This window comes from Bifidobacterium longum subsp. longum JCM 1217 (assembly GCF_000196555.1).
Classification (GTDB): domain Bacteria; phylum Actinomycetota; class Actinomycetes; order Actinomycetales; family Bifidobacteriaceae; genus Bifidobacterium; species Bifidobacterium longum.
Genome location: NC_015067.1, coordinates 531,023 through 544,776, shown reverse-complemented (window position 1 = coordinate 544,776; position 13,754 = coordinate 531,023). Strand labels below are relative to the sequence as shown.

The window sequence follows — 13,754 nt, the reverse complement described above, 5'->3', positions numbered from 1 at the left end:
TTGGGATTTCTGTTGTGGTGCCTCTGCTCTGTCATGCAGGGGCGGCGGGCTGGCAACCCGTATGCAGCGTTTCGGGCTTACAGCAGTCCGGCAGCGCGCATGCCCTCTTCAGCCTTGTCAAGCTGAGTGGCGTCGGGACCGATGTTCGGCAGACGCATGGTGGTGGAGGGGATAACGCCCTTGACCTTGAGCGCAGCCTTGGCCATGACGGCCTGATAGCCGTCGCCATTCAACGCGTGGACAAGGGGGGCGAGCTGGTTGGCGAGGCGACGGGCGGTGGTGATATCGCCGCGATCGAATGCCTGGACAAGCTGCTGCATGGGGTTGGAGGCGACGTGGGCAATCACCGAAATGATGCCGACGGCGCCGATGGAGAGGAACGGCAGGAACAGGCCGTCATCGCCGGAATACCAGGCGAGGCCGGTGCGCTGCTGCTTCTCCACTGCGGCTGCAAGATCGCCGGTGGCGTCCTTGACAGCCTTGACGTGTTCAAGTCCGGCCAGTCGGTCGTAGGTTTCGACCTTGACCTTCAAGCCGGTACGGCCGGGAACATCGTAGACGATGATCGGCTTTTCGGCGGATTCGTCGACGGCCTTGTAGTGGCCGACGATACCGTCCTGCGAGGGGCGGGAATAGTAAGGCATGACGACGAGCACCGCGTCGGCGCCCGCTTCCTGAGTCTGTTCGACCATACGCACGGTGTGTGCGGTGTCGTTGGAGCCGGCGCCGGAAATCACCGGAACGTCGACGACCTCCTTGACGGCCCTGACCAGCTCGACCTTCTCATCCATATGGGTGACGGGCGATTCACCGGTGGTGCCATTGACCACCAGACCATCCGCGCCATCGGCGACGAGGTATTTGGCGAGCTTCTGCGCGGCGGCGAAATCGACGCTGCCGTCGGATTTCATCGGGGTGACCATAGCCGGCAGAATGCGGCCGAAAGGTGCTGGCTCAAGAAGGTGCATGTCATGCTCGCTCATAGTGTTCACCGTACTTCCCATTGTGGACTCTTATATTACGTACCTTGATTGTTGCTGAATGCGTGGCATTATGACCGGAGCCGGTGGCAATGCCGTGATGCGCGTCCCGGCGCGCTTCCCTGCCTGAAATGCGGGGGCGACTACTGGTCGACTGCGGGTCGATTACAGGTCGAGGAAGTGGTCGAGGCCGATGGTCAGGCCGGCCGGAGCGTCGCCGGCGAGCTTGCGCACGGCAAGCAGGACGCCGGGCATGAAGCTGGTGCGGTCGAAGCTGTCGGCCCGAATGGTCAGCTGCTCGCCGGCGTTGCCGAAGAGCACTTCCTCGTGGGCGTTGAGGCCGCGCAGACGCACGGCGTGCACGTGGATGCCGTCGACCACCTGGCCGCGTGAGCCGCCATCGGTTTCGGTGGCGTCCGGCACGGGGGCGAGTCCTGCGGCCTTGCGTGCTTCGGCGATGCCGTGGGCGGTGTGGATGGCGGTGCCGGAGGGGGCGTCCACCTTGGTGGGGTGGTGCAGTTCGATGACTTCGGCGGATTCGAAGTATTTCGCGGCCTTGGTGGCAAAGTAGTCGGCCAGCACGGCGGAGATCGCGAAATTAGGTGCGATGAAGACCTTCTGGGTTTCGGGCTTCGGGCCGTTGGCGATGGCGGATTTGACCTGGGCGAGTTTCTCGTCGGTCCAGCCGGTGGTGCCGACCACCACGTCCACACCTTGGCCGATCAGGGTCAGCACGTTGTTCAGGCTGACGGACGGCACGGTGAATTCGACGACCACATCGGTGTTGTCGGTGGTGACCTGGGTCAGGTCGTCGCCGGCATCCAATGCGAGCGCCAGCTGCGTATCCTCGGCCTTGTTCACCGCTTCGACCACGTGCGAGCCCATGCGGCCCTTTGCTCCGACCACCGAAACCTTGATCATGTCTTCTTCCCTGTCTACCCGTACCTGCCCGGCAATGTACCCGGAACGTTTTCCAATCGGCAATCAGCCTATCACCGCCAAGCCCTCACGCCAATATCCCGTCCACAGAATCGAGCTCCCTCTGACAAGCCGAACCGTGAAGTCGAGCTCCCTCTGATGAGCCGAACCGTGAAGAAAACGCCGGAGGCGTTTTTAGGTGAGGGCGAACGACAGTGAGCAATAATTCAGTTGGCTGAAAGCCATCATTAATTGCGTTCGAGCTGGACGCGAAGCGGACTGAGGGAGAGACCCCGGCGAAGCCGCCAACCATCCATCGGGCGTAGCCCGATCCCGTTTCACCCACGCCGCTTGGCCAAGGCCCATCCGGCCAACGCCAATGGCACGGACGCCAGCGTGAAGATGAATGGCAGCATCATGCCCACATGAGGGTTGGAGGCGTCAAGCACAATGCCGGCCACGGACGAGCCGATCGACGTGCCGACCGTGCCTGCGGTGGTTACCCAGCTCAGCCCTTCGGTCAGGGATTCCGCCGGCACCAGATCCTTGACGATGAGGTTGCCGGTGGCGAACGTCGGCGAGACGGTCAGGCCGGCGAGGATTTCGAAGACGCCCAGCAGGATGAGATTGTCCATTGACAGCCGGAAGAACACGTAGCCGACGGTCAGCAGCGATAGGAACATCACCATATGCGCCCAATGGGAGCCTTTGAGTCGGCAAGAGCCGAACACCAGCGCGCCGATGCACGAGCCGACCGCGAACATCGCCAATTGCAGACCGAGGAAGGGCTCAAGTCCCATGGATTTCATGGTGGCGGTAATGGACACGTCGAAGGACGTGAAGCTCATATTGAACACGATGAACACAGCGAGCAACGGCAGTACGCCGGCATAGAGCAATACGCTCTTGGGCTTGGCGCCGCTGCGTTTGAGCTGGCGCAGGGTCAGCTGGTCGGCATCTTCGCTTGCAGCAGGGCTGCCGTCATCGTGCGCGGCCACGGTGACCTGTTCCACGATAACCGGTGGCTGGGTGGATTTCAGCGAGAAGAATATGGTGCCGCCGATACCGCATGCCACGGTGGGCACGAACAGTTGGGATACCGGATGCACGGAGGTGGCCAGCCAAGCCGCCAGAATCGGCCCCAGAATAAAGACGATCTCGTCAATGGCGGCTTCCATGGCGTAGGCCGTGTTGAGCAGCTGTTCACCATCTTCCACACCGCGCAACGCATAGGACCAGCGTGTTCGGACCAATGCGCCGAATGAGAACTGCGTCAGACCCATGATGATGGCCAGGACGAACAGCAGCGGAATCGGCACGCGCACCAACGCCGCGAAGGCGAAGGCGAGCATGGCCACAATCTGCACGGCGAGCGCAAGCCGGCCCACGCGGGCTTGGCCGAAACGGTCGAAGGCGCGGGCGTAGAACGGGGTGACGCAGCTCATGGCCAGCACATAGGCGGCGCTCATGGTGCCGGCGATGGTCCAATTGTCGTAGAGATGGTTGAGCGCCAGAACGATGCCGAGACTCATCATGGAGATCGGCAATCGTGCCACCGCGCCGGACAGGCAGAACGCCTTGGCTCCGGGCAGCATGAACAGGCGCTGGTAGGGCGAGTGGGCAGCGGACGACTTCGAAACCGCGCGAGTCGTGGACACAATAACTCCTTACTGGTGCGTTGTCCGGCACGTGCGCCCGCCCACACGTGCCATCCGAGGGTAGCGGTTCCCGGGCAACGTCACGCGGTGCGTTTCAACCGCGGACCGGTACGTGGCCAGTCGTCTTCATCGTCGGAGATGCCTTGCGATGCATAAGGTCTCTCCACCGGTGAAGGCCGTCCGATGCTGTACAGGTCATGAGCCTTTGGGCTCAGTCGTTGTCAGATTGTTCGGGAATGCCGGAGCTCAACTCGGTAAGGATTTCCTGTTTGGTTTTCGCGCGGGCGTGAAGCTCGCGCAAGCCCTCGTCGGGCTCACTGACATAGTAGAGAGTGGCGTCGATACTGTCCAATTCCACACCTTCGACCGCTGCCAGCAGCAGTCGGTACATGTCGAGCTGGGCAAGTTTGCGGGTGATGTCGTCTGGCTTGGTGGGCCGACGACCGGTTTTCCAGTCGACCACGGTAAAGCGTGCGGTGGTGCTGGACGGGTCAAGTCCACCGATGAATACCGCATCGAGTTTGCCATTGACCAGGCCCACGCCCGGCACGTCCACGACGATGGCACGCTCCGTCCACGCCGGGATGCGCTTGGCCCACGATGATTCGGCCAGTCTGCGCTGCCACGCCACCAGCTTGGACTCGGTGGCATTGTCGCTGCTTATGGAAGTGGCGGATACGGCGGATACGGCGGATACGGATTGTTGAGCCGTGGGCTGTGGGACAGCGGGCTGCCGTGTGGATGGCTTGCGGCATTGCCGCTCCCGTTCGGCCAAATCGGCCAACATGGCTTCCCGGGAAACGAATCCCGCATCCTGACCTGTATGCGGCATGCTTGGTTCGGCTTCATATGCCAGTACCGCTTCATCCGGCTTACCGGCATTGATGAATTGCTCGGCCCACGCATGGAACTGCGTGCCGGCCTCGGCCGCCGGAGACGATATGCGCGGAATCGGGCGGATAATGCTACGCCAGTAGAGGCGCTCCTCCCGTTCGTTCATGCCACCTACGCGGGCTTGCAGGCTTGTCACGTTCTGGCGTCCTGCAGCCAGAACGCGTTGCGCCTTGGCTTTGACTGCCTCATCAAGCGACTGGCCGCTGGCGGCATCGGCCATCAAATCGGCGTCGTCCACCAGCAATTGTGCCCGTTGCAGGAGTGGGCCGGCGTCTTGGTGCTGCTCAAGTGACGAGGAATCTGCGGCGATGACATCGATGCCGCGTGACAGCTGTTCATGCACCGCGTCGCTGAGGGTAGCCGGCCACGGCAATTCGACGGCGGCATTCGTCTGCGTAATCGGCGTTTGCCACGCCTCCCCCACCACGGCGTCACTGTATGCCGCGGCATGCTCTCCGATAAAGAACCCTTCGGGAGGGGCAATCGCTTCGCCTTGCGCCGAGATCAGCATGGGCTTCCCGGCATTGGCGGTTTGCAGCCGTTCCACACAGTCCTGAGCCGATATCGCATGTTCACGGGCTTGGAGCGCGTCATGCACTTCAAGCCAGAAATTGGATGGCTGAGCGGCGCGAGAGCCTTTGGGCACCACTGACGGGTCCCGCCCGGATTCGCCCGTATAGGCGCAATAGGTCATCAGGGCATCTTCCCGCGCACGGGTAAGCGCCACATACATCAATCGACGTTCGTCGGCATGCAGCCGACGCCCATATTCCTCCGCCTGCGTCAAATACCAGCCGGATGCATCCACTTCTTCCACGCCATCGCCGAATTCGCGCATGGAGCCGAACACTTCATCATCGATAAGCTCCACATCATCCAAAGCCGCCAACGATGCGATGGGGTCGGCTTCCACATCGGCATCATGGGGGAATCGCGGCAAAATGCCGGCATCGGCGCGCATAGGCACGGGCACGGCGGTGGGGTTGGTGAGCCAGGAGTCGGCGGTCTCATGATATTCGGGTGCGGTCCAGTGACCTTGCTCGGTGCCTCCCGTATGGTGTTCGTCCAGCACGATCTTGAGATGGTCGCCCTGATTGCTGGGGAATCCGCCGGCGGTAAGCCCCACTACCGCAACGGCATCCCATTCCAACCCTTTGGACTGGTGTACGGTCATCAGTTCCACATCCACCGGAGCGTCGGGGAGACTGGCGGCTTCATCCTCCACCGAAGCCAGATGATCCACCCATGTGATGAACCCATGCAACGAGGGAGTTTGCTCAGCGGCAATCTCTTGCGTGTACGTATCCACCAAATCCACAATCGCATCCATAGGCATATGCGCCAAAGCGGGATTGGCGCGGTGCTGCGGATTATGCAGCACACCGGCCAATACGGTGTCGATGTCAAGATCCAACGCTTCTATGCCGGCGCGAATCACGTCGCCCAGTGGCCGCCCGACGGCATCATGCACCTGACGGAGCATCACCGCGGCCCAGGTTATGGCGTTGCGCCCGTGTGCGCTCAACCGTTCAAGCAGTTTTACCAGGTCGCCGCGTAGCAATACGTCTGGCAGGAATACCGCATTGGCCACCTGATCGCGGTACTCACGCACCACAGCCGCCCATTCATTCGCTGGTGTATCCGGTTGGGCAAGGCCGGCCTGCACCAATGCTTGGAAGCGTTGTTCCATGTTCTGTTCTTCAGCAAAACGGGCCAACATGGTCAAATCCGCTGCGGACATGGTGAATCGTGGCGTGGCCAGCAAGCGCATCAGCGATCCCGTATCGGTGTGGTCGGCGGCCACGTGCAGCAACGCCATCAGATCGCGGATTTCCGGACGTTCCAGCAGCGCGGAATAGCCGACCACGAATGTGGTCAATCCGGCCTGTTCCAATGCCGCCTGATATTCGGGCATATGTGATTTGGACCGAAACAGCACGGCGACCGGCGCTTTCTGTTCGCCCGGCATCTGTTCCTGTTGTTCGGCTGCGGAACGGTGCCGTGCGATGGCCGTCTTGCAGAAACGCACTACGGCGTCGATCTCCTGCCCGGCCGTGGCGAAGCCCAGTACTCCCAATGTTCCTTCGGGGGCATCAGGCATGGGGTCGAGCGATGAGACATCGACCTCACGCATCAATGAGCTGGAGGGACGCGACGGATTGGAGCGCAACGGCAGCGTGAGATTATTGGCGGCTTCGAGCACTATACGGCTGTTGCGCCTGGTGACGGACAACGGGAATGGCTTGTATCCGGCAGGCAGGTGGAAATCTTGCTGGAACATACGGAATGCACCAGGGCTGGCACCACGCCATGCGTAAATCGACTGGAACGGATCACCCACCGCGTTGACGGCGGACCTCTGTGACGCATCCACGTGGAACAGTGCTGCCAGCAGAGCGGCCTGCGTGGTGGAGGTGTCCTGATATTCGTCGAGCAGCACGTGGCTGTACCTGCGGCGCGTACGCTCTCCGATGGAGGGGAAGCGCTCGATAAGCTGATACGCGGCAATGGTGAAGTCGGAGAATTCGGCCATATTGCGTTCCCGCTTGGCTTGGGCATAGGCCTCCACCAGCTGGAGCAGAATATCGCGTTTGCGTGTGGTCTCCAGCAGCGCACCGCAATGATAGGTGCAGCGGGCGTGCAAATGTTCGGCACGGTCATCGAGCTTGGCTTGCCAGCTGGCGTCGGTATCTTTCTTCAGTCGTTTGATCTTGGGGATTTTCGGCTCGTCCTCGGGCATGGGTTCGTCTGCAACGGCTTGTTGCAATCGATTGATGAATGCCGAATCCCATTGCCGTACTCGATTGATCGCATCATCGAAGCTGGTGCAGCCGGCACCGATCATGGCACTGCCAATGGCATCCGACAACGCCAGAACACGGTTCGCCAAACTGGAGAAGGCGCCAAAATCCTCACTGAACGCCAGATCCATGTGACTGTCGATGACTTCGGTGGCCAGTTGAAGCGCTCCGGCTGCGCTCAATGGTTGCGTGTTCTGATCGAATCCGACAAGCAGTCCATATTGGCGCACGATGGTCTGGAAGAAGGCGTCATACGTGAAAATGGCCGGCTTGAGGAATGCCCGATCAGACACCGTGGCGGTCGTAGAGCCCGCCATATCACCGGCCACTGCGGCGGAGACGCGTTCCAGCAGTTCGCCTGCGGCCTTGCGTGTGAAGGTCAGGCCCAGGATGCGTTCAGGTGCCACACCTCGATTGATAAGCGCGATGATGCGTTGGGTCATCGTAAAGGTTTTGCCGGAACCGGCACCGGCAACCACCAATACGTCAGCATCGACTGGCGCATCGATGATGGCGGCCTGTTCCGCACTGGGAGTGAACGTGCTCATGCTTGCCTCGTTTCGAAAATCGTGTCGATCTGGCCTGCACAGGCAGGGCAGACGTTCTTCATACGGCAGAATCCGATATGGGTGTCTTGCGGATGGGCCTCGATGATGGCTGATCTGCTGGCCGCCGCGGCATAGAATACGCGGGCGATCATGGTCAGCGACCATAACGTCTGCGTACCGGCGAGCGCGGCGAATTGCGCCCACGCTTCGGCACTCACACCTTCGGGAGGAGTAGCCGGATCTATGGCGGGTATGTCGAAGAAACGGTTGGGGTCTTTATACCAGTATCGGGGCGTGAACGGTTCGGCATTCAACGAGCCATCAGTGAACAGCGGCGGCTGGAAGGCACCTTCCGGAGCGTAGCTTCTGGCTGGTGCCGCATTCTGCCCGACATGGAATAGCACGCTTTGGCTGATATGCGGCATTGCGGCAAGTGCCTTGGCACCGCGCGGCCCGTCTTCGGGGAACACGAGGCCAAGCTGATAGCACACGAGCTGCAAATCATTGAAAATCTGTTTGACCGTGGGCGTTCTGCCTGTTTTGTAGTCAATGAGGCGAATGCATTCGCCGCCGTCTGCGAGTACGCGGGTTTCCATACGGTCGATGCGCCCGGACAGTCTCACGGTCAGATGCTCGTCCATGCCTTCCGGCCACCCTCCGACCAGTGCTCCCATCAGACGGACCAGCGTGTTCCGACCGATTGGGTGCAGGCCGGGCACGGCATTGTATGCGTCGAGTATGTCACGCACATCGAATCGTGCGGCAAACTCCCGTTCGCATTCGGCACCGGCCAATGCGCCAATGCTGAAGTTGCTGGAGTTCTTGCCAAGATACGTTTCCGGATCGGCGTCGCTGCGCACAAAGTAATCGGCGATGTTGCGCAGGGTATCCGCCGCGGACTCGTCCTTACGGGTGGCCTCATAGCGGTTCCGGGTGTCGGCTATGGCATTCGGATCAGGACGTTTGCTCTGATAGATGGCATTAAGCCGTGCCGAGACAGCCTCGATGCGACGTTCCGCGCCGGCCGTGGAGTCCAAGCCCAGTGCGGCCAACGCCTGGGCATTGTGGGAAAGATGGTCCAGCCCTTCCTCGCTGCCTTGCTGCGCAACCGCATGGATGAGGGTTCCGAAACTGGTGGCCACGGAGCTGGGGCGAGGACCGGCGAACCGGTTCTCCAGCATCCAGCACACCGGGCACGCCCATAGGCTGTCGACCGCCGATGGAGATAAGGTGACCATGGGCGCGGCCTGCGCATCCGTCTTGCCTTTCCCTGTTTGGATACCGTCAGGCTGTACACCACCAGATGACGCGCTGTCGGATGAGGCACTGTCAGATGAGGTATCGCCAGATGACGCACCGCCAGATGACGCACCGCCAGATGACGCGCTATCCGATTGGGCCGGCGATTCCACAAACGCCCAGCTCTGCGGATTTGCGGCGCGCACACCATGCTCTAACAGGAGTGTCAACGCAATCGCGGCGTCCTTTGCGGCAGCCTGCTGCGGTTGAGCAGTGGCCAGAACCGCGCGGGCGGCGCTGACCAACCCACGTGGGTCGGCGTCCAATCCGGCCAGATCATATTCGGCGAATCCCGCATGTGCCCCCACTGTGGTGAAAGGCGCCTGTTGCCGGTTGCGCGGATAGTATTCCGGCAGATACCCGAAGAGAAAGTCCGAGGGGCTCATGCTGTCGTTCCATACCGCGCTGATCATGATTCGCCGTGCACGGGTCAGCGCGACCAGGAAACTCTTCTTCTCGCCCGACAATACAGCCGCGAACCGCGGATCATGCCCGGTTTTGTCGCTTTCTTCAAGCGCTCCCCTCAGCACGAGCTCGGCAAGGTCTTCACCACCGAACATGGTGTTGCGCCCGGCGAGGTTCGGCCACACGTCTTGCTGGACCACCGGTATCCACGCATATTCCCAGTGGCGTCCGGCCGCGCCTGCCGGCGTAGTCAATGTCACCGCGTCTTCCACCGGTCCTATGTGGGCCAAGGAATCGGCCTGCACTTCCATGCCCCGAACCTGTGCCATGAATGACGTGATGTCTCGACTGGCGGTGGAATCATCGGCGAACTGGAACAGGCGCATTGCCGCGTCCAGCCGGTCATTGGCCGTACGCCCCTCTGCCGTGTTGAATAATGCCGCACGCTGCCAGACCGGTGCCAGACCGGTGGCGTTCCACGCAACAGACAGCGCATAGCGCGGCTGTACGCGCTGGCTTGCCGGCAGCCGCTCCAAGCCGGAAGCAACGCTGCCCACCAGATGCCACAGGTTCGCAAAAGCGCGGGCCTGAGGGTCGTTGCCGAGCACCGCGTGGATGGATGCGAGCGCAGCCTGCGCCGGCGCGGCGGCATCATCAATGGCAAGCATCACGTACAGCGCGTCAACGCCAAAGGCCAAGTCATCGCCGGACGGTTCACCGAGTATTTCGACAGACACTGGCAACGAAGTCACTGACGACGAAACCGCTGACGTCGAAACCACTGACGAGGATGTTTCACGACCTGTTTCACGCCGTGTTTCATGGTATGTTTCACGCAATGTTTCCCATGCCGTCGTCAGAGAGGTCAGCATGGCATCATCCGTGGCGAGATGCGCCAGCGACTCCAACGACCCCATGGCCGATTCGATCGGCGCAAGCCTTGCGGGACGCCCCTGACCGGGTTTGGCCCCGGCACTCACCAACGGGCCGTTCATCAACGTGGCCACTCTAGTCCTTATATATGCCGCGCAGGAAGCCAACGTCATCTGGCATTCCGCCATCCCCTCGGCACGCAATCGGGCAAGCTCCACAAGCGCGAACAATCCCTGCACGAAAGTCTCGTCCTTCAAAGGACGGGTGACCGACGAATACCGCACCGGTACACCATCTCGGCGCAGTCGTTCGCCGAACAGCCGCACGGCGGCATTGTCGTGGGTGATGACCGCCATGTCGTTCCACCGAATATGCCGGTCAAGATGCGCCCGCTTGATGCGCCAGACCACATCATCCAGCTCCTCACGTGAGGATCGGTACAGGCCGGCGGTCACCGTGCCGTCCGCCTGATAATTCGCTGCATCGACTCCGCCCAGTATGGCGGTCAGCTTGCCGGGACGCTCGGCCGGAGGCAGCGGCTCGTCTTCCGGCGAGGGAATCGACAGCGAAATACGAGACGCGATCACATCAGCCATCGTCATGTGCGACTGATCAGCGACGGCACTGCCGCCAACCAGCTGTTCTTCCTTGGCCTTCAGCCGCCCTTCCACGGCACGGCGCATCAGATATTCCGGATACGATCCGCGGAAGGTCTGCACCGATTCATCCGGGTTGCCGACCAGCACCAACTTGACGCCGGCATTCCCCAACTCCTCCAAGAAGCGCATGCCGGCCAGCGTGGTGTCTTGAACATCATCCACAACCAGCAGCCGGGGCAAGCCCAACGCCTCCACACACATAGGCCGGTCGGAATCATCCGCGTGATCGGCGGCGAATGCCTCACGCACCACACGAGCGCCTGCCACCAGCAAATACGAGGCATCCAAACGGTATTGCCCCGGATATACCGCGCTTTGGGCTGCAATATATTCACGGCGCAACGCGAAAGCCAAACGCCATTGCACCGACAATCGCGCGTCCTCCGTCACGGCGTCCAAGAGACGTGGCTCTTCGTGAACGCCTACACCGAGCTCATCCAATCGGGCCAGCATATCGCGCAACTGGCTGATAAACGCATCTGAAATACCTCGCGTGAACCTATCCGCGCTGGTCGAGCCGCCTGCCGACGTCGGAGACGGCGAATCCGACCCTTGTTGCGAGAGGCTTGATTGTGCGGAAGCGGCCGAGCCGGGCATCTCGCCGGCACCGGCATCGCGTATGAGTCTCGCCCAGTCATCCTGGGCAAAGTAGACGCGCAGCAAATCACAGGTGCCGCAATCATCTCCCGCTACGGCATGGCGCAGATGCACGGCCATGACTTGACGCAGCAAAGCATCCTGTTCCGCACCGTTCAGCAATCGAGGCGACGGCAATCCAGTTCCCTCGCGCAAAGCCGATATGGCCCGGAATGCCACGGCACCCAGCGTGGTGACCGGCCTGGCCTGCACGGAAAACCCGAGCTCACGAATCACCCGATTGCCCAATGCGTCGGCGGCCACACGGCCGGATACGGCCATCACCGCCTGCGTGCCACCGTAGCGGCGCAGCCCCGCCATCAACACCGATAAGGCGAATTCAGTTTTGCCGCTTCCAGGCGTGCCGACAATCAGCCTCGCCGCTCCATCACGGTCGATGCCGTCCAGCACTGTTCCAGGTTCAAGTCTCGTCATCATGGCTCCAGCCTAAACCCGACCGTCACAGAGGGAAAAATTTTACCGAACCCGACGAAGAATCGTACCCTTGACGGTATCCTGTAGAACGAATGCAGGGAGAGCGCATTTTCCAAGGAGGGAGGGAACAGATGGACAACATTCCGATGAGACCGCCGAAGCTGCCCGGATATGATTTCGTCCAGATGTTGGGAAGCGGTGCCACCGCCACGGTGTACCTATATAACCAGCGTATGCCCGCACGCCCGGTGGCGGTAAAGGCCAGCGCCAAAACCCTTGACCCACGGGCCGCTGCCCTGTTCAACCGCGAGGCCAACTTCATGGCCAAGCTGTCATCCCACCCGTACATTCTGCCGGTATATGGTGCCGGCGTCACCTCCGATGGCCATGGCTACATCGTCATCGAATATGCGCCGGGCGGCACCTACAACAGCATCATGAAGGCCCGGTCCATGACCTGCGAGCAGGTACTCGACCTCGGCATCAAGCTGTCAAGCGCGCTGTTCACCGCGCATCGCAGCAATATCATCCATCACGACATCAAGCCCAGCAACATTCTCATCACCTCGCAGGGCTTGCCTGTTCTGGGTGATTTCGGTATCTCCACCGATGTGTATGACCGTACCGAAACCGGATTCTCGCCGCCGTGGGCACCGCCTGAAGTGCTTCAGCATCTGACCAATGGTTCGGAAGCCGCCGACATCTATTCACTGGCGGCCACCCTGTACGCCATGTTCGTCGGCTGCTCGCCATTCCAGCACGATTATCACCCGCGTTCGCAATCGGAACTGATTTCGCTGATCGTCAACCAGCCATTGCCTCGCCTCAACCGCCCCGACGTGCCGGCCGATGTGGAAGCGGTGCTGCGCCGGGCCCTGAACAAGGACCCCGACCAGCGGTACTACTCCGCGTTGGAGTTCGCACGTGCCATGCAGCGTGTGCAATTCGCATATTTCGGGCATGCCACTCCCGTTACCGTGGAAGGGATGCCGGCCTATCCCAAAGACATCGAGCGTCGGCGCCGGGCCACGGACCAGCGAGATCAGATCACCCGTTCGTCACGGCGATGGGTCAAACCGGTGGGTATTACCGTCGGTATACTTGCGGCGATCACCGCAGCGGCACTGATATTCGCCTTCGTGGTCGTTCCCCGCATGGACAGCGCCACCGGATCAGATACCAAACAGGTGGCGACGCCCGGCACCAAGGATGATGACAACAACCGCAATAATCAGGATGACGTGATCACCGATACCGCGAACGCCCAGATTCCTTCCCCGGAGAATCTGAACGGCACCTATGCGGCGGATGGGTCATCCGTGACGTTCACCTGGACGAATCCAGACCCGCAAAGCGGTGATACCTATGCGTGGGCCATAGTGCAGGGCAGCAATACCGACCAGAGCGCGCAAACCGTCACAACGTCAGATCCCACGGTGACCGTCAACGCGCAGGAAGGCTCGCAGACCTGCATTCAGGTGTCCATTGTGCGCAAGAACCGCCAGATGTCCGTCAGCCCCGCCATCGCCTGTGCGGCCAAGCCGCAAGAATGATCCGCTCGCCACTGCCGGGCATGCCACCCTGGCATTGCGTATCGCATCAGACGTGCGCCCAGCAGCGGCGAATTCACCAAATGGACAACAGGAAC

Annotated in this window: 6 protein-coding genes; 1 reads left to right on the top strand and 5 read right to left on the bottom strand. The window is 61.2% G+C overall.

Features of this window, described 5'->3' with window-relative positions:
• Positions 1-77: 77 nt before the first annotated feature.
• From dapA to BLLJ_RS02135, 5 genes are all read right to left on the bottom strand, one after another.
• Positions 78-983, bottom strand: a complete 906-nt coding sequence (dapA, locus tag BLLJ_RS02155) for a 4-hydroxy-tetrahydrodipicolinate synthase (protein ID WP_012578306.1) — start codon at positions 981-983, stop codon at positions 78-80.
• Between the two features lie 162 nt (positions 984-1,145).
• Positions 1,146-1,901 (bottom strand): 4-hydroxy-tetrahydrodipicolinate reductase, encoded by a 756-nt coding sequence (dapB, locus tag BLLJ_RS02150; RefSeq protein ID WP_007051307.1) that lies wholly within the window; start codon positions 1,899-1,901, stop codon positions 1,146-1,148.
• A gap of 335 nt (positions 1,902-2,236) precedes the next feature.
• Positions 2,237-3,556, bottom strand: a complete 1,320-nt coding sequence (locus BLLJ_RS02145) for an MFS transporter (protein ID WP_013140338.1) — start codon at positions 3,554-3,556, stop codon at positions 2,237-2,239.
• 211 nt (positions 3,557-3,767) lie between these two features.
• Positions 3,768-7,799 carry an ATP-dependent DNA helicase gene (locus BLLJ_RS02140; protein ID WP_013582412.1) on the bottom strand — a complete coding sequence of 1,344 codons (4,032 nt, stop codon included), beginning with the start codon at positions 7,797-7,799 and terminating at the stop codon, positions 3,768-3,770.
• A complete protein-coding gene (locus BLLJ_RS02135) occupies positions 7,796-12,106 on the bottom strand; it encodes a PD-(D/E)XK nuclease family protein (RefSeq protein ID WP_013582411.1) in 4,311 nt (1,436 codons plus the stop codon). The genes BLLJ_RS02140 and BLLJ_RS02135 overlap by 4 nt, the downstream gene beginning before the upstream one ends.
• A gap of 131 nt (positions 12,107-12,237) precedes the next feature.
• On the opposite strand from BLLJ_RS02135, the gene BLLJ_RS02130 reads away from it, so the two are divergent.
• Positions 12,238-13,659 (top strand): serine/threonine-protein kinase, encoded by a 1,422-nt coding sequence (locus BLLJ_RS02130; RefSeq protein WP_007057781.1) that lies wholly within the window; start codon positions 12,238-12,240, stop codon positions 13,657-13,659.
• Positions 13,660-13,754: the final 95 nt, after the last annotated feature.